Annotated in this window: 14 protein-coding genes; 8 read left to right on the top strand and 6 right to left on the bottom strand. The window is 61.3% G+C overall.

Features of this window, described 5'->3' with window-relative positions:
- The first annotated feature begins 9 nt into the window (after positions 1 to 9).
- The gene (locus HX821_RS28910) at positions 10 to 1,332 is read left to right on the top strand and encodes a leucine-rich repeat-containing protein kinase family protein (RefSeq protein WP_177037123.1); all 1,323 of its coding nucleotides are present in this window, start codon (positions 10 to 12) and stop codon (positions 1,330 to 1,332) included.
- A 123-nt stretch (positions 1,333 to 1,455) separates the two neighbouring features.
- Here the strand turns inward: HX821_RS28910 and HX821_RS28905 are convergent, their stop codons facing one another.
- Both HX821_RS28905 and HX821_RS28900 read right to left on the bottom strand, forming a co-directional pair.
- The gene (locus HX821_RS28905; RefSeq protein ID WP_102369528.1) at positions 1,456 to 2,163 is read right to left on the bottom strand and encodes a YebC/PmpR family DNA-binding transcriptional regulator; all 708 of its coding nucleotides are present in this window, start codon (positions 2,161 to 2,163) and stop codon (positions 1,456 to 1,458) included.
- A 109-nt stretch (positions 2,164 to 2,272) separates the two neighbouring features.
- Positions 2,273 to 3,586 (bottom strand): MFS transporter, encoded by a 1,314-nt coding sequence (locus HX821_RS28900; protein WP_177029093.1) that lies wholly within the window; start codon positions 3,584 to 3,586, stop codon positions 2,273 to 2,275.
- A 266-nt stretch (positions 3,587 to 3,852) separates the two neighbouring features.
- On the opposite strand from HX821_RS28900, the gene HX821_RS28895 reads away from it, so the two are divergent.
- A complete protein-coding gene (locus tag HX821_RS28895) occupies positions 3,853 to 4,725 on the top strand; it encodes a LysR substrate-binding domain-containing protein (protein WP_003212428.1) in 873 nt (290 codons plus the stop codon).
- Positions 4,726 to 4,851: 126 nt separating this feature from the next.
- Here the strand turns inward: HX821_RS28895 and HX821_RS28890 are convergent, their stop codons facing one another.
- On the bottom strand, positions 4,852 to 5,709 hold the full coding sequence (locus tag HX821_RS28890) for a LysR substrate-binding domain-containing protein (protein WP_177009832.1): 858 nt from the start codon (positions 5,707 to 5,709) through the stop codon (positions 4,852 to 4,854).
- A gap of 112 nt (positions 5,710 to 5,821) precedes the next feature.
- On the opposite strand from HX821_RS28890, the gene HX821_RS28885 reads away from it, so the two are divergent.
- The 3 genes from HX821_RS28885 to HX821_RS28875 all read left to right on the top strand — a co-directional run bounded on the left by HX821_RS28885 (position 5,822) and on the right by HX821_RS28875 (position 8,470).
- Positions 5,822 to 6,931 (top strand): 2-aminoethylphosphonate--pyruvate transaminase, encoded by a 1,110-nt coding sequence (locus HX821_RS28885; protein ID WP_003212425.1) that lies wholly within the window; start codon positions 5,822 to 5,824, stop codon positions 6,929 to 6,931.
- A 27-nt stretch (positions 6,932 to 6,958) separates the two neighbouring features.
- On the top strand, positions 6,959 to 7,786 hold the full coding sequence (gene phnX, locus HX821_RS28880; protein WP_003212423.1) for a phosphonoacetaldehyde hydrolase: 828 nt from the start codon (positions 6,959 to 6,961) through the stop codon (positions 7,784 to 7,786).
- 123 nt (positions 7,787 to 7,909) lie between these two features.
- Positions 7,910 to 8,470 carry a cytochrome b gene (locus HX821_RS28875; RefSeq protein WP_177037121.1) on the top strand — a complete coding sequence of 187 codons (561 nt, stop codon included), beginning with the start codon at positions 7,910 to 7,912 and terminating at the stop codon, positions 8,468 to 8,470.
- Positions 8,471 to 8,587: 117 nt separating this feature from the next.
- Here HX821_RS28875 and HX821_RS28870 read toward each other — a convergent pair whose 3' ends face one another.
- The 3 genes from HX821_RS28870 to HX821_RS28860 all read right to left on the bottom strand — a co-directional run bounded on the left by HX821_RS28870 (position 8,588) and on the right by HX821_RS28860 (position 12,640).
- The gene (locus HX821_RS28870) at positions 8,588 to 9,487 is read right to left on the bottom strand and encodes a 1-aminocyclopropane-1-carboxylate deaminase/D-cysteine desulfhydrase (RefSeq protein WP_177029095.1); all 900 of its coding nucleotides are present in this window, start codon (positions 9,485 to 9,487) and stop codon (positions 8,588 to 8,590) included.
- Positions 9,488 to 9,544: 57 nt separating this feature from the next.
- Positions 9,545 to 11,584, bottom strand: a complete 2,040-nt coding sequence (locus HX821_RS28865; RefSeq protein WP_177037119.1) for an NADPH-dependent 2,4-dienoyl-CoA reductase — start codon at positions 11,582 to 11,584, stop codon at positions 9,545 to 9,547.
- A gap of 117 nt (positions 11,585 to 11,701) precedes the next feature.
- Positions 11,702 to 12,640 carry a LysR substrate-binding domain-containing protein gene (locus HX821_RS28860; protein WP_003212414.1) on the bottom strand — a complete coding sequence of 313 codons (939 nt, stop codon included), beginning with the start codon at positions 12,638 to 12,640 and terminating at the stop codon, positions 11,702 to 11,704.
- 136 nt (positions 12,641 to 12,776) lie between these two features.
- Here HX821_RS28860 and hutH point away from each other — a divergent pair, with 136 nt between their 5' ends.
- The 3 genes from hutH (at position 12,777) to HX821_RS28845 (ending at position 16,039) form a co-directional block, all read left to right on the top strand.
- Positions 12,777 to 14,318, top strand: coding sequence for a histidine ammonia-lyase (gene hutH, locus HX821_RS28855; protein ID WP_177037116.1), 1,542 nt, complete (start codon positions 12,777 to 12,779; stop codon positions 14,316 to 14,318).
- 92 nt (positions 14,319 to 14,410) lie between these two features.
- Positions 14,411 to 14,920: a prolyl-tRNA synthetase associated domain-containing protein gene (locus HX821_RS28850; RefSeq protein ID WP_177037114.1), complete on the top strand. Its 510-nt coding sequence runs from the start codon at positions 14,411 to 14,413 to the stop codon at positions 14,918 to 14,920.
- A 354-nt stretch (positions 14,921 to 15,274) separates the two neighbouring features.
- Positions 15,275 to 16,039 carry a transporter substrate-binding domain-containing protein gene (locus HX821_RS28845; protein ID WP_003212408.1) on the top strand — a complete coding sequence of 255 codons (765 nt, stop codon included), beginning with the start codon at positions 15,275 to 15,277 and terminating at the stop codon, positions 16,037 to 16,039.
- Positions 16,040 to 16,274: the final 235 nt, after the last annotated feature.

Below are 16,274 nucleotides of genomic sequence, written 5' to 3'. Positions count from 1 at the left end.
GCGCCGTTCATGGATACCCTTGCCCAACTCAAGGCCGGCCAACTGGCCGGTATCAAACGCCTGGACCTGCGCTGTGGGCTGACCGAGTTCCCTCGGGAAATCTTCGACCTGGCCGACTCCCTGGAAATCCTCAACCTGACCGGCAATGCCCTGAGCAGCCTGCCGGATGACCTGCACCGCCTGCCCCATTTGCGCGTGCTGTTCTGTTCGGAAAACGCCTTTACCGAACTGCCGCAATGCCTGGGCCAGTGCGCGCAGTTGAGCATGATCGGCTTCAAGTCGAACCAGATCAGCAGTGTCCCGGCGACGTCGCTGCCACCCTTGCTGCGCTGGCTGATCCTCACCGATAACCACATCAGCCAATTGCCGGACGAACTGGGTGAACGGCCTTTGCTGCAAAAACTGATGCTGGCCGGTAACCACCTGGAGCAGTTGCCGCAAAGTCTCGCCCAGTGCAAAAACCTCGAATTGATCCGCATCGCTTCCAACCGCATGACCCGCCTGCCGGACTGGTTGCTGGGTTTGCCGAGCCTGACCTGGCTGGCCTACGCCGGTAATCCGGTAGAGATGGCCGTGGAAGAGGCCCGCCATGACGCGACGCCAAACATTCCCTGGTCCGAGCTGGAATTGAGCGAAGTGCTGGGGGAAGGCGCTTCCGGAATCATCCGCAAAGCGTACTGGGCCCCGTCAAACGGGCAGGTCAAGGCGGTCGCGGTCAAACTCTATAAAGGCAGCATTACCAGTGACGGCTCGCCCCTGCACGAAATGCACGCCTGCATCGCCGCCGGACTGCATGCCAACCTGATCAAGGTAGAAGGCCGTGTCGTCGACCACCCGGAAGGCCAGGCGGCACTGGTGATGCAACTGATCGAACCGAACTATCGCAACCTTGCGGCGCTGCCGAGCCTGGCGTCGTGCACCCGGGATATCTACGAGCCCACCACCCGTTTCAGCGCGGATGTGGCGCTGCGCATGGCCCGGGGCATCGCTTCGGTGGCGGCGCACCTGCACGCGCAAGGCATCACCCACGGTGATCTGTACGGCCACAACATTCTGTGGAATGAAGCCGGTGAATGTCTGCTTGGGGACTTTGGTGCAGCGTCGTTTCACGCCACGGTCGACAGCCAGGAAACCCGCGCGTTGCAGCGCATCGAAGTCAGGGCGTTCGGGGTGTTGCTGGGGGAATTGCTGGAAAGGATTGATGCGGGGTTGAGCGAGGAAAAGCGCGTGGCGCTGGAAGCCTTAAGGGATAACTGCTGCCAACCGGATGTGCTGGCCCGGCCTGGGTTCGAGGAAATCACAAGCTTGTTGCAGTCTTCCAAACTCAGCTAAACCCAATGTGGGAGCGGGCTTGCTCGCGAATGCGGTGTGTCAGTCAATACATGCTTGGCTGGTACACCGTATTCGCGAGCAAGTCCGCTCCCACATTTGGACCGGGTTCACATCAAATCAGAATCAACCCGCCAACCCGACGAACATGTCCTGCACGTCATCATGGTTGTCCAGGCCTTCCAGGAAGGCTTCGACTTCGGCCATCTGCTCATCGCTCAAGCCACTCACCGGGTTCTTCGCGATGTAGCCCAGCTTGGCCGACAACACGGTGAACCCCTGCTCCGGCAAGGCTTTCTGCACGGCGTCCAGGTCGGTGGTCTCGGTGATGAACAGGGTCGTGCCCTCTTCTTCGCCTGCCTCGAAATCCTGGGCACCGGCTTCAATCGCGGCCATTTCCGGATCGGCTTCCGGGCTGTCCGGCGAGGCTTCGATCAGGCCCACATGGTTGAAGTCCCAGGCCACGGAGCCGGACGCGCCGAGTTGCCCCTTGCGGAACGCCACGCGGATTTCCGCCACGGTGCGGTTGATGTTGTCGGTCACGCATTCAACGATCAGCGGCACCTGGTGCGGGGCAAAACCTTCGTAGGTCACGCGGTGGTATTGCACGGTCTCACCGAGCAGACCGGCGCCTTTCTTGATCGCGCGTTCCAGGGTTTCCTTGGGCATCGAGGCCTTTTTGGCCTGCTCCACCACCAGGCGCAAATGTGCGTTGGTAGCAGTGTCGGCACCGTTGCGGGCGGCAATGGTGATCTCTTTCACCAGCTTGCCGAAGATCTTGCCCTTGGCATTGGATGCCGCTTCTTTATGTTTGACTTTCCACTGTGCGCCCATGACTCACTCTCTTCTGTCCATCGCGCCGAGACGTCTACTGGCCGGCGCTTTGGGGGCAGAGTTTATAGCGCTGAAACACTCTAATCCACCAAAAAACCGGCCATGCCCCTCAGGTCCGCAAGGGATTGATGGCGCGTTCACGGTCGGGCACGAAGTCGCCCACCTGCGCCAGCACCGCCGGCCTGGCGTTCCAATAGGGCATCAACACCAGGGAGGAAAACAGCGCGGCACCGGCAAACACGATAAACACCGTGACGGTGTCGAAGTAGCCCGGCAGCAAGCCGCCAAGGATCGCCCCCACCGAACCGCAGCCGTTGACGAACCCCGCCGCCGTCGCGCCGGCCTTGGCGGTACCGAAGTCGATGGCGGCGGTGCTGCTGATCATCGAGTCCGGCCCGTACAGGGTCAGGCCCATCACAAACAGCAGCGCCATCACCAGCGCCACACTGCCGGTGTGCAAGGCGCCCATGAACAACGCCAGGGCCACGGTCAGCGCCAGCAGGCTGAGGACACAGGCCGGCATGCGCCGGGCGCCGAACAGTTTGTCGGACGCCATGCCGATCATGATCGGCCCCAGCAACCCCGCCAGCTCGAACGCCGTCGGCACAATCGCTGCACCGACCTTGCCCACCGACGGCATCTGCTCATACACAATCACCGGCCCCCACAACAGGATCGCGTAACGCGCCGGTTTCAACAGAAAGTACGCCAGCCCCAGGGTCAACACAGTACGGTTGCGCAAGATGGCCCGCAGCGGCTCCAGCACACTGGCGTTCTTCTCGGCGGCAGTCTGTTCCGGTTCCGGTTCCACTGCCGGTAACCCCACATCCTGTGGCGTGTTGCGCTGGAAAATGAAAAACAGCACCGCGACCACGAAGACCACAGCCGCACTGGAGATAAATGCCGCATGCCAGGTGCCGATCAGCGTATACGCCCACCATCCGGCAAACGGCGACGCCACCAGGCCACCAAAGGCGTAGCACGAGCTCCATAAACCCAGCACCCGGCCACGCTGCTGCGCCGGGAAGAAACTGCCAAGGTTCTTGCACAGCCCGGACCAGCCGGTGGACTGGGCCAGGCCCTGGATCAACATGCACGTGACAAAGATCGGTAACGTGGCAAACGTGCCCATCACCAGGGCGGCGGCGGCTGAAATCACCAACCCGCCGAGTACCACCACACGCGGCCCGAAACGGTCGGCGAGCATGCCCCAGGTGAATTGGCCAACGGCGTAGGCCGCCAGGTAGATGCCATCCAGGTTGGCCATCATCATCTTGTCCAGCGGGAAACTCGGGTCGTCGACGATCCCCAGCTTGGCCACCGAAAAAGCCTTGCGGGTGAAATAGAAGGCCGCGTACGCCAGCCAGGTGATGGCGAAAATCTGCACGCGCCAACGCTTGATGTGACTCAAGGGAGTATTCATGGTGGTTCTGACCTCGGGTGTGAGTGTGCCGGCAGAATGAAAAGCAAACGCCTGTATTTTTATTGTTGAGCACTGCAGTACCGGCGCTTGGGAGGCGACGGTGCTGGTCAGATGAGTCCTGCTGGTGAGCACGCAGAAAACCCATGGCCGCCGAAGGTGTAGGACTCGACCTACGGCGACTGGGGCTATCAAAGCAATGGCTGACTAATAGGTAAAATCGATTTATCGTATTTCAAATATAAGCTGAGCTTGTAAGAGGATTCGCGATGTCGGTGTCTCACGCGCAACTCAAAGCCTTCCATGCGGTGGCCGTCCACGGCAGTTTTACCCACGCCGCCGAACGCTTGTTCCTCAGCCAGCCGGCCATTTCCGACCAGGTGCGCAAGCTTGAGGAACGTTTCGGCGTGCTGCTGTTTCATCGCAACAAACGTTCGGTGCGCTTGACCGACCTCGGCGAGCGCCTGTTGAGCATCACCCAGCGTCTGTTTGCCGTCGCGGCGGAAGCCGAAGAGCTGTTGCAGGATTCCCGCGCCTTGCAAACCGGCACCCTGACACTCGCGGTGGACGCCCCGGTGCATGTGCTGCCGCAGATTGCGCGCTTCTGCCAGTTGTACCCGGGCATCAGCGTGAAGATCGAAACCGGCAACACCGATGAATCACTGTTTCGCCTGTACAACTACCAGGCCGACCTCGCGCTGCTGGGGCGCGATGTGGACGACGAGCGGCTGCTGTCACTGCCGCTGCCCGATGACCAATTGCTCGCGTTTGTCGCCCGCAACCACCCGTGGGCGGGCCGCGAGTCGATCTGCCTGGCGGACCTGGACGATACGCCGCTGGTGTTGCGGGAAATCGGCTCGGTGACCCGCCAGACCCTGGAGCAGGAAATGCACCAGGCCGGGCTGCGCATTCGCCCGGCGATCCAGGTGGAAGGCCGCGAAGCCGCGCGGGAGGCGGTGGTGGTGGGGATTGGCGTGGGCGTGGTGTCGGCTGCGGAGTTTGGCGCAGATTCGCGGGTGTATGCGATGCCGATCCGTGACTGTACGCAGCGGATGAAGGAAACACTGGTGTGCTTGAAAGAGCAGAGTTCGCGGCGGGTGGTGGCGACGTTTCTGGAGATTGTGCGGGAAAGTTTGCGGTGAAGTTGAGGGCCCCTTCGCGAGCAAGCCCGCTCCCACAGTTGACCGAGTTCTACCGATGGAACGCGGTCGAATGTGGGAGCGGGCTTGCTCGCGAAGGGGCCAACTCGATCTTCAGCCAACCCCCACTCAGGGCGCCAACTCGAAAAACGCCTGAATCAACCGCAACTCCCGCCGCCGCTCCATGCACCCGATCACATGCCGGTTCATCAGCCCCTCGCCCTGGATCGGAATCGCGTGCACCCGCGGATCCCGGCTGACTTCCATCGACGACACCACCCCAACCCCCAACTCGGCCGCCACCGCTTCCGTCACCGCCTCACGGCTGTCCAGTTCCAGCAACACCCGGGGCTGCACGCCGGCCTGGGCGCAGGCATCGTCAAAGGTCCGCCGCGTAATCGAGCTGGGTTCACGCAACACCATGATCACCTGATCCAATTGCTCCAGCCGAATTCCCGCAGGCTCCGCCAGCCACGGATGGCCGGCCGGCACCAACGCGCAAATCCGTGACTCGATCAACGGCTGCAAGTGCAGGCCCTTGCGCGGCTCCACCTCGGTCAACACCGCCACGTCAGCCCGCTCCGACAACAGCGCCGCGAGGGTTTCCTGCGCATTGCCCAGGCGCAAATTGACAGTAATCCCCGGATACCGCTGCCGTAGGCTGGCCAGCATCGGCATGACCATGTGCGGCCCGTCCGCCGCCACTTCCAGGCGCCCGGTAAGTAATTGCCGGTTGGCCTCCAGCAACGTCTGCGCCTCTTCCACCAGGCCGAAGATCGCCCGGGTGATCGCCGCGAGTTTGGTGCCCTCCTCGGTCAACTCCACCCGCCGCGCGGTACGCCGCAGCAGCGCGATCTGGTAGTGCTCCTCCAGCGCCTTGATATGCCCGGTCACCGCCGGCTGGCTGATGAACAGGCGCTCGGCCGCCCGGGTAAAACTGCCCTCGCGGGCCACCGCATCAAACGCACGCAGTTGAAACAGGTTCATAGCTATCGGCCTCACTGATAGCTCGCATAACAACAAACAATTTGATTGATGACAAGCCAAACTGCAATTTAGGCGCCGTAACTTCATCCCAATGTTTTGCGAGGACACACGAATGAGCACTGCCGCGCCGATCCTGCTGACCCCGGGGCCCTTGACCACCTCGGCCCGCACCCGCCAGGCCATGATGGTCGACTGGGGTTCATGGGATGACCGCTTCAATCAACTGACCGCCAGTCTTTGCGAGCAACTGCTGGTGATCGTCAACGGCACCGCCAGCCACCATTGCGTGCCATTGCAAGGCAGCGGCACCTTTGCCGTGGAAGCGGCCATCGGCACCCTCGTGCCACGGGACGGCAAGGTGCTGGTGCTGATCAACGGCGCCTACGGCAAGCGCCTGGCGAAGATTTGCGAAGTGCTCGGCCGCGAGTTCAGTACCTTTGAAACTGCCGAGGACGAACCCACCACCGCCGCCGACGTCGACCGCCTGTTGCACGCCGACAAGGGCATCACCCACGTCGCACTGATCCATTGCGAAACCAGCACCGGGATTCTCAACCCGTTGCCCGAGATCGCCCAGGTCATCGCCCGCCACGGCAAGCGCCTGATTATCGACGCCATGAGTTCCTTCGGCGCGCTGCCGATCGACGCCCGAGAGGTGCCGTTCGACGCGCTGATCGCCGCCTCCGGCAAGTGCCTGGAAGGCGTACCGGGGATGGGTTTCGTGTTCGCTGAAAAGCAGGCGCTGGCTGCAGCCCAAGGCAACTGCCACTCCCTGGCGATGGACCTTTTCGACCAGCACAGCTACATGGCCAAGACCGGCCAATGGCGCTTCACACCGCCGACCCACGTGGTGGCGGCGCTGCACGAAGCGCTGCTGCAATACAACGAAGAAGGCGGCCTGCCCGCCCGGCACCAGCGCTACGCCGACAACTGCCAGGCATTGCTGGACGGCATGGCCGAACTGGGCCTGCGCAGCTTCCTGCCCGCCGCGATCCAGGCGCCGATCATCGTTACCTTCCACGCGCCGAAAGATCCGCGCTACCAGTTCAAGGAGTTCTACGAACGGGTCAAGGCCAAGGGCTTCATCCTTTATCCCGGCAAATTGACCCAGGTGGAAACCTTCCGCGTGGGCTGCATAGGCCATGTGAACCAGGCCGAGATGCAAGCCGCGGTCGCGGCGGTAGCCGAGGTGCTGCAAGAAATGAACGTGCTCGACATCTGACTGCCCACTACTCACAGGATCTGAACCATGAACTACGCAAACCCAACCCAGCTTCAAGCCGCGATCCTCGACTGGGCCGGCACCGTGGTCGATTTCGGCTCGTTCGCGCCCACGCAGATTTTTGTCGAAGCCTTCGCCGAGTTCGACGTGCAGGTCTCCATCGAGGAAGCCCGTGGCCCGATGGGCATGGGCAAGTGGGACCACATCCGCACCCTGTGCGACCAGCCGCAGGTGGCCGAGCGCTATCGCAAGGCCTTTGGCCGCACACCGACTGACGATGATGTGACCGCCATCTACCAGCGCTTCATGCCGCTGCAGATCGAGAAGATCGCCGAGCACTCGGCATTGATCCCCGGTGCCCTGGACACTATCGCCAACCTGCGCCAGCAAGGGATCAAGATCGGTTCGTGCTCCGGCTACCCCAAGCAGGTGATGGACAAGGTGGTCGAACTGGCTGCCACCAATGGCTATATCGCCGACCACGTGGTCGCCACCGACGAAGTACCCAACGGCCGACCATGGCCGGCCCAGGCCCTGGCCAACGTGATCGCCCTCGGGATCGATGACGTAGCGGCCTGCGTGAAGATCGACGACACCGTGCCAGGCATTCTCGAAGGCCGTCGCGCCGGGATGTGGACCGTGGCGCTGACCTGCTCGGGCAACGCCCTGGGCCTGACCTACGAGCAGTTCCGCGCCCTCGACGCCGGCACACTCGCCAGCGAACGCACGCGTATCCAGGCCATGTTCGAAGGCTCGCGCCCACACTACATGATCGACACCATCACCGACCTGCCTGCGGTGATCGCCGACATCAACCAGCGCCTGGCACGGGGTGAAATGCCGCAGGGCAACTGATCGAGATCAAAAGATCGCCTATACACCCTCCTCTCACGGGCAAACCTCGTAAAACAGGCTTACATTGAAAGGACTCCGTCGCGAAAGAACGGAGGTTTGCCCTGATGAGTGAGGAAGAAAGCGATGCCCTGGAAAAATTCCGATACGCGTTACAGCACCATGTCGATTGCGTTGCACTGGCTGATGGTGGTGCTGCTGGCGGTGGTCTACGCCTGCATTGAGTTACGCGGGCAGTTTCCCAAAGGCAGCGGCGCACGTACGTTGATCGTGGAAATGCACTTCATGTTCGGCCTGACGGTGTTTGTGCTGGTGTGGCTACGGTTGTTCGCCCGCAGCCTGGGGGTGGCGCCGAAGATCGTACCGGCCCCGCCGCAATGGCAATCCTTCCTGGCTACCCTGATGCACATGGCGCTGTACGCCTTGATGATCGGCATGCCCATCGCCGGCTGGCTGATCGTCAGCGCCGAGGGACATTCGGTGATGTTCTACGGCATCGAGCTGCCGCCGTTGATTGCCGAAAACAAGGCGTTGGCCAAGGAGATTGAAAGCTGGCATGTGCTGTTCGGCAAGGTCGGTTACTGGCTGATCGGGCTGCATGCGCTGGCCGGGTTGGCCCATCACTATGTGATGCGCGACAACACTGCGTTGCGGATGATGCCCGGCAAGAGAGGGAGCATTCAGTGAGCCCACGGATTGAATGTGGCAGCTGGCGTGTGTGGGAGCTGGCTTGCCTGCGATAGCATCACCTCGGTGCCACTGATACACCGCGGTGTCTGCATCGCAGGCAAGCCAGCTCCTACATTAACCGGGTGCAACAGGGAAACCCCGGCGGCCTTGCAGGCCACCGGTGTGGACGAAGATCAGGCGGGTGCCGGGGGAAAATCTCCCGGCTTCAATCTGTTGTTTCAACGCCAATAACGCCTTGCCGGTATACAGCGGCTCCAGCGCCAGGCCACAGGCTTGCTCGGTAGCGTCGATAAAGGCCAGCAACTCCGGATCAACCTTGGCAAAGCCGCCCCGGCTGGCCTCCAGCAATTCATAACCCTGCTGCACAAGCGCCTGCACCTGTTGCGCCACCCCGTGGTCGTCGGGCACCGCCAGGGCGCCATATACCGGATGCGCGCCCGCCTCCGCCAGCACCAATCCCGCCAATGTAGTACCGGTACCTGCCGCCAGCCACCAACCGTGATAGTCCGTCCAGCCCAGGCCGTTTAATTGCGCCTGCGCCTGATTCACCAAAACCCCGCAACCCAACGCGCCCGCCAGGCCCCCGCCGCCTTCAGGTACCGGGTGCAGGTGCGGATACTGCTCGCGCCAGGGCAGCCAGAAGTCCGGCTCGTTGCGCGCGCGATAGCCGCCATACCCCAGCCAATGCAGTTGCATGCCGAAGGCCTTGAGGTCGAGCACCGTGGGTGTGTCTTGCGGATGGCCACGCAGCAAGCCAACGGTAGGAAAGCCGAAGCGTTTCCCGGCCGCCGCCAGTGCATGCAGGTGATTGGAGTAAGCGCCGCCCAGGCTGATGATCCCGCTGGCGCCCGCCGCCCGGCCTTGCGCCAGGTGCTCGGTGAGCTTGAACCACTTGTTGCCGCTGATCAGCGGGTCGATGCGATCCAGGCGCAGCACGGCGACTTCCACCGGCCCCATCCAGTCCAGCTTCAGGGGTTCAAGGGGCGCGTGGGGGAGCCAGTCGAAAGGACCCATGAGGGCGGTTCTGCACAAGAAAAGGGGCGGTAGTCTACCACCGCCCCTTTTACGTGCTTACAGCTCGGCCGCCAGGCGCGAACCCTGGTTGATAGCGCGCTTGGCATCCAGCTCGGCCGCCACGTCCGCACCGCCGATCAGGTGCACGTTCTGCCCGGCCGCCACCAGGCCATCCTGCAATTCCCGCAGCGGGTCCTGCCCGGCGCAGATCACGATGTTGTCCACCGCCAGCACCTTCGGTTCACCCTCGGCGCCGATGCGGATGTGCAGGCCCTCATCGTCGATCTTCAGGTACTCGACACTGTTGAGCATCTGCACCTGCTTGTTCTTCAAGCCGGTGCGGTGGATCCAGCCGGTGGTCTTGCCCAGGCCGTCACCGACCTTGGAGGTCTTGCGCTGCAACAGGAACACTTCACGCGCCGGCGCATGGCGCTCGGGCTTGATCCCGGCCACACCGCCGCGGGCTTCAAGGTGGGTGTCGATGCCCCACTCTTTCCAGAACGCCTCGCGGTCCAGGCTGGTGGACACGCCCTGGTGCACGAGGAATTCCGAGACGTCAAAACCGATACCGCCGGCACCGATCACCGCCACGCGATGACCCACCGGCTTACGCTCCAGGATCACGTCGAGGTAGCTCAATACCTTGGCGTTTTCCACACCGGGAATCGCCGGAATACGCGGCGCGATGCCGGTCGCGAGGATGATCTCGTCATAACCGCCCGCAACAAGCTGCTCAACGTCGACCCGGGTGTCCAGGCACAGTTCGACGTGAGTGGTCTGCAACTTGCGCTTGAAGTAGCGCAGGGTCTCGAAGAACTCTTCCTTGCCCGGCACACGCTTGGCGATGTTGAACTGGCCGCCGATCTCGCTGGCCGAATCGAACAGCGTCACCTGATGCCCACGCTCGGCGGCGACGGTGGCGGCCGCCAGGCCCGCAGGACCGGCACCGACCACGGCGACTTTCTTGATCTGCTTGACCGGCAGGTAGTTGAGCTCGGTCTCGTAGCACGCACGTGGGTTGACCAGGCAGGTGGTCAGCTTGCCGCCGAAGGTGTGGTCCAGGCAGGCCTGGTTGCAGCCGATGCAGGTGTTGATCTCATCGGCGCGGCCTTCGGCAGCCTTGTTGACGAAGTCCGGGTCGGCGAGGAATGGGCGAGCCATCGAGACCATGTCGGCATCGCCTTCGGCCAAAATCTGCTCGGCGATTTCCGGGGTGTTGATCCGGTTGGTGGTGATCAACGGAATCTGCACCGCACCGCGCAACTTCGCGGTGACCTTGCTGAACGCGCCACGCGGCACCTTGGTGGCGATGGTCGGGATCCGCGCTTCGTGCCAGCCGATGCCGGTGTTGATGATCGTTGCACCGGCCTGCTCGATGGCCTTGGCCAACTGCACGATCTCTTCCCAGGTGCTGCCGCCTTCCACCAGGTCGAGCATCGACAGGCGGAAGATGATGATGAAATTCGGGCCTACGGCTTCGCGCACCCGGCGCACGATTTCCACCGGCAGACGCATGCGGTTTTCGTAGCTGCCACCCCAACGGTCGGTGCGGTGGTTGGTGTGGGCGGCGAGGAACTGGTTGATGAAGTAGCCTTCCGAACCCATGATTTCCACGCCGTCGTACTCGGCGACCTGGGCCAGCACCGAGCAGGTGACGAAATCATTGATCTGTTTTTCGATGCCTTCTTCGTCCAGCTCTTTGGGCTTGAACGGGTTGATCGGCGCCTGGATTGCGCTCGGTGCCACCTGCTTCGGGCTGTAGGCATAACGCCCGGCGTGGAGGATCTGCATGCAGATCTTGCCGCCCGCCTCGTGCACCGCCCGGGTGACGATCTTGTGCTTCTGCGCTTCTTCGTCGGTGGTCAGCTTGGCCGCACCGCCATACACCCCACCTTCATCGTTGGGGCCAATGCCGCCGGTGACCATCAGGCCCACGCCGCCACGGGCACGTTCGGCAAAATAGGCCGCCATGCGCTCGAAGCCGCCGGGTTTCTCTTCAAGGCCGGTGTGCATCGAGCCCATCAGAGTACGGTTGCGCAGGGTGGTAAAACCCAGGTCCAACGGGGCCAGCAAGTGCGGGTAGGCAGCAGCGGTCATGGTACAGCTCCACAACGGATCATCACGGGACGTGGAGCGCTCGAATGGCACTCCATCGGTTTATGTCCCACAGACTAAGAGTCCGCCGGCTGGCGCTCAATGACCGTAAGTGACAACTTAATGATCAAAGTGCGCAGCAGAAAGCATGGCAGCGGTAATTTTCTCCTGTTTCTGCCCCTGCCCAATCATCCAGCGTTGAAACCCACGGCACTGCTGTTTGTGCAGTGTATTGGGGTGCCAACTCAGGTAGTACGGCGCCGCCAGCGGCACGGCGAACCGCCAGGGAATCACCAGCCTACCGGCGCGCAGGTCCCCGGCGATCATTGAGAACTGCGCCAGCACGATGCCTTGCCGGTCGATGGCCGCCTGGATCGCGGTAATCGATGATGAGTAATTGCGGCGGATCACGATGGGCTGGCCGGTTTGCCCTTCCAGCTCGCTGAACCATTGGGTCCACGAAGGCGGCGAATCGAATTTGGGCCGCGAGTCGATGCCGATCAGGCGGTAATCGAGCAAGTCCCGCGCGCACGCAACCCGTTCCAGCAACTGCGGTGAACAGGTGGGCACCACACAATCGCGGAACAGCGGCACGCTATGCCCGGCATGCTCGGGGTGCTCGCCATAACCGATGCGAAAGTCGGCACTTTCCTCCCCCGATGCATCATCGAGGGTGCTGTCGAGGTAGATGTCCAGGTCGGTTTCGTCCTGCCCCCACTCGTCGATCAGCGGCGACAGCCATTTGGTCATCAGCGATGGCAGGCAACTGATATACAGGTTGTTGGGATTCTTCGCCCGCTCGGCCTCGGCCACCGCCAGCCTGAGTTCTTCGAACGCCGCGGTGCAGCGGGCGTGCAGGCGTTCGCCGACGCTGTTCAAGCGCAGGCGCTGGCCGTCCTTGAGCGTCAGCTTCATGCCCAGGGCATCTTCGAGCAGTTTCATTTGCTGGCTGACAGCGCCCACCGAGATCCCCAGGCGAATCGCCGCCTGGGACATACCGGCGCAGTGGCCCACCACTTCAAACACTTGCAACGCGCGCAACGGCGGTAAACGGCTCATGGGGGAATCTCGCGACTTCAGCAGTTTAGATTTTCTACTAAAAGTAACAGAAAACCTCATATTTTCTTCAGTCAGTGCAACCCGTAGAGTTAAACCACTTCCCACCCCATTGCGTTACGCCCTGCTGGAGTCGCTGATGAAAACCCTGCCTGAACAAATTACCCATGTCGTGTTAGGCGACAGAGAACCCAGCATCGAAGAGTTCGTGGCGATCGCCCGCTATTCGGCCACTGTTTCGTTTGCCGACAGTTACAAGAACCGGGTTAAAAAGTCCCGTGGGTTGATCGAGCGATTCCTCGATGAAAACCGTTTGGTGTACGGCGTGACCACCGGTTTTGGCGACAACGTGCGGCATGTGATCTCCCCGGAAAACGCCAAGGAACTGCAAGTCAACATCGTGCGTTCCCACGCTGTTTCCGTCGGCGAACCGCTGGTGCGTGAACAGGTGCGGGCGATCCAGTTGATGGTGTTGATCAGCCTGGGCAAAGGCTACTCCGGGGTGCGCCTGGAACTGCTGGAACTGATCGCCGGCCTGCTCAACCACGACGTGGTGCCCTTTGCGCCGGGCGAAGGCTCGGTGGGTTACCTCGCGGTAGAAGGCCACCTGGCCCTGGTGCTGCTCGGCGAAGGCCGCGCCAGCGTCAAGGGCGGTGCACTGGTGGATGGCGCAACCGCCCTGCAACAGGTCGGCCTGCAACCGACCGACCTGCAGTGCAAGGAAGGCCTGGCGATGTTGAACGGCACCACGTCGGTGACCGCCATCGCTACGCTGGCGCTGTACAACGCGATGCAGGCTGCCGACCTGGCGGACGTGGCGGCGGCCATGTCGCTGGAGGCGCTCAAGGGCACCATCCGCGCGTTCGACCCGCGCTACCACTCGATCAAGGCTCACCCCGCACAGGCCGCAACCGCCGCCAATATCAAGGCTATTCTGCACGACAGCCAGCTCATCGCAGACAACATCGATTACCGCCTGCAGGACGTCTACAGCCTGCGTGCCATCCCCCAAGTGCATGGTGCTTCCCGGCAGTTCATCAACTACGCGCGGGAAACCATCGAGCGCGAAATCAATTCTTCGGGCGACAACCCGGTGATTTTCCCGCTGGACGACGGTGACGGTATCGCGATTTCCGGCGCCAACTTCGACGGCACCTACATCGGGATTGCAGCCGACACACTGTGTGTGGCGCTGACCAACATGGCGAAAATTTCCGAGCGCCGGACCGACCGCATGATCAACTCGCACTTCAGCGAAATGCCGGCCTTCCTGGTGCGCAACCCGGGCCTGAACAGCGGCTACATGATCGTCCAGTACACCGCCGCCGGGCTGTACGCCGAAATGAAAACCCTGTCGATGCCATCGTCGATCGACAGCGTCTCTACCTGCGGCAACCAGGAAGACCCGGTCAGCCTGGCCTACAACGCGGTGATCAAGGCCTACAAAGTCTCGCAAAAACTCCAGTCGGTGGTGGCCATCGAAGTGCTGGTCGCGTGCCAGGCCCTGGATTTCCACGATGTGAACAAGGCATCGACCGCGACCAAGGCGGTCTATGACCTGGTGCGCAGTGAGGTGCCGGTGGCGGATAACGACCGCGCGTTTTACGCTGACATGGCCAGTGTGATTGACCAGGTGCGCAGCGGGAAAATCAACGACCTGGTGGCCCATCACCTGAACTGACAACCACGCCGTCAAACGGCCTGCCCTCCTTTTCGGACGGCGGGCCTTTGCCATTTTTGGCGCAGACAAAGCGATACCCGGGGACTTTGCGAATGCTTCAACCCAAAGACGTTCTACACCTGCTCGATACCTGCTCCATTGCCTATGAATACGTGGAACACAGCGCCGTGCGCACCTGCGAAGAAGCCGACAAACTGGACATCGGAATCAGCGGGCAGGCGGTCAAGAACATCTTCCTGTGCGATGCCAAAGGCTTGAATCCCACCCTGGTGGTGCTCAAGAGCGAGCAGCGCCTGGACCTGCGTGCACTCTCGCAAACCCTCGGCCTCAAGGGCCTGAGATTCGCCTCGCCGCGCCGCCTGATGGAAACCCTGGGCGTGGAGCCGGGAGCGGTGTCATTGCTGGGGTTGTGCAATGACGTGCAGCGCGTCACCCAGGTTGTGATCGCCGGAGAGGTGTGGAACGGCGACAGGATTCTCTGCCATCCGCTGGTGAATACCGCGACCCTGTCGATCGCAGTCCGCGATATGGCGCGACTGCTTGAGCACCTGGGATTCACGCCAATACTCGCCGCGAACCCTGCCCCCACGCCTGACACCTGACAGCGCACGGGCGGGTGCAAAACGCTACCTATCGACCCAAAACAGGGCGAAAAAACCGCGTACATTTTCTAACCATGTTTAATTTTCTTGAAAATCAACAGGTTATTTATTTTTAAAAGCTGGCAAATATTTTGCAATGACATGTATGTACATGTGGAGTCATGTGCAGACTGGAGAGCGAATCGGCCAGTCCCCAAACCTGTATGCGTTCGAGAAAAAAGTCCTAAGCCCACATCAAAACATTGGTAGGAAATAGAAATGACCGCTAAAAAATCGAATTGGTTAGGCTCTGTTGCTGTAGCGACACTAGTGATGGCAAGTGCTTCCGGACTGCAGGCAAAGGACTGGACGTCCGTGAACATCGCGACCGAGGGCGCGTACGAGCCCTGGAACCTGACATTGCCAGGCGGGAAGATCAGTGGTTTCGAGCCTGAGCTGATGGACTACCTGTGCGCCAAGATGAAGCTGCAGTGCAAGATCACCGTGCAGAACTGGGATGGCATGATTGCCAGTCTCAACGCAGGGAAGTTTGATGTGTTGATGGATGCGATCGTTATCACTGACGACCGTAAGCAGGTCATGGATTTTTCGATTCCCTACGCGCAGACGCCGGCCAACTTTGTCGCGCAGGATGCGGCGTTGCTGCCGGGTAAAACCGGGGCGGCGAATGCGATTACGCTGAGTGCTGATCCGAAGGCGATTCACGATGCGATCGAGCCGTTGCGTCAGGCGCTGAAGGGTAAAACCATCGGGATCGCTTCAGGCATCATTTACACCAAGTTCATTGATGAGAACTTCAAGGACGTGGCAACGATTCGTGAGTACAACACGTCGGCCGATGCGATTCTTGATCTGCAATCGGGCCGTATTGACGCGATTTTTGATGACGTTACGTTCCTTGATTCGATCATGTCCAAGCCTGAGAACAAGGGGCTGGCGTATACCGGGCCGCAGATCAAAGGCCCTATCTGGGGTGATGGCGAGGGCCTGGGTTTTCGCAAGAGCGATCCGGAGTTGAAGGCCAAGTTTGATGCGGCGTTGAAAGAAGCGATTGCTGATGGGACTGTTAAGAAACTCAGCGAAAAATGGTTCAAGGTGGATTTGACGCCTAAGTCCTGAGGCGTTCCTGGTTGGGGTGGGGGCATATCCGTTATTTGGGTGATGGCTTGTATTGGTTCCGCTCTTACAGCGGCTCACTTTTGAAAAGCCGGAATGCCGGCCCAGTCAAAAGTAAGCAAAACGCTCTTGCCCCACCACTCGGCACCTCGCCTAGGCTTGAGTGTTGAAGAGCAAAATCAAAAGCTAAAGCGGGCACGGTTCAAATGTGGGAGCTGGCTTGTCGGGTCGCCGCATC

The sequence above is a fragment of the Pseudomonas sp. B6001 genome (genome assembly GCF_013386015.1).
Taxonomy (GTDB): domain Bacteria; phylum Pseudomonadota; class Gammaproteobacteria; order Pseudomonadales; family Pseudomonadaceae; genus Aquipseudomonas.
This window is presented reverse-complemented; position numbering and strand designations above follow the sequence as displayed.

Excerpts from the sequence above, each read along its gene's own strand:
- HX821_RS28865 (WP_177037119.1), bottom strand. The coding sequence starts at position 11,584 with ATGACCGCTGCTGCCTACCCGCACTTGCTGGCCCCGTTGGACCTGGGT.
- HX821_RS28850 (WP_177037114.1), top strand. The coding sequence starts at position 14,411 with ATGCTTCAACCCAAAGACGTTCTACACCTGCTCGATACCTGCTCCATT.
- HX821_RS28905 (WP_102369528.1), bottom strand. The coding sequence starts at position 2,163 with ATGGGCGCACAGTGGAAAGTCAAACATAAAGAAGCGGCATCCAATGCC.
- HX821_RS28895 (WP_003212428.1), top strand. The coding sequence starts at position 3,853 with ATGTCGGTGTCTCACGCGCAACTCAAAGCCTTCCATGCGGTGGCCGTC.
- hutH (WP_177037116.1), top strand. The coding sequence starts at position 12,777 with ATGAAAACCCTGCCTGAACAAATTACCCATGTCGTGTTAGGCGACAGA.
- HX821_RS28860 (WP_003212414.1), bottom strand. The coding sequence starts at position 12,640 with ATGAGCCGTTTACCGCCGTTGCGCGCGTTGCAAGTGTTTGAAGTGGTG.
- HX821_RS28875 (WP_177037121.1), top strand. The coding sequence starts at position 7,910 with ATGCCCTGGAAAAATTCCGATACGCGTTACAGCACCATGTCGATTGCG.
- HX821_RS28885 (WP_003212425.1), top strand. The coding sequence starts at position 5,822 with ATGAGCACTGCCGCGCCGATCCTGCTGACCCCGGGGCCCTTGACCACC.
- HX821_RS28870 (WP_177029095.1), bottom strand. The coding sequence starts at position 9,487 with ATGGGTCCTTTCGACTGGCTCCCCCACGCGCCCCTTGAACCCCTGAAG.
- HX821_RS28890 (WP_177009832.1), bottom strand. The coding sequence starts at position 5,709 with ATGAACCTGTTTCAACTGCGTGCGTTTGATGCGGTGGCCCGCGAGGGC.
- HX821_RS28900 (WP_177029093.1), bottom strand. The coding sequence starts at position 3,586 with ATGAATACTCCCTTGAGTCACATCAAGCGTTGGCGCGTGCAGATTTTC.
- phnX (WP_003212423.1), top strand. The coding sequence starts at position 6,959 with ATGAACTACGCAAACCCAACCCAGCTTCAAGCCGCGATCCTCGACTGG.
- HX821_RS28910 (WP_177037123.1), top strand. The coding sequence starts at position 10 with ATGGATACCCTTGCCCAACTCAAGGCCGGCCAACTGGCCGGTATCAAA.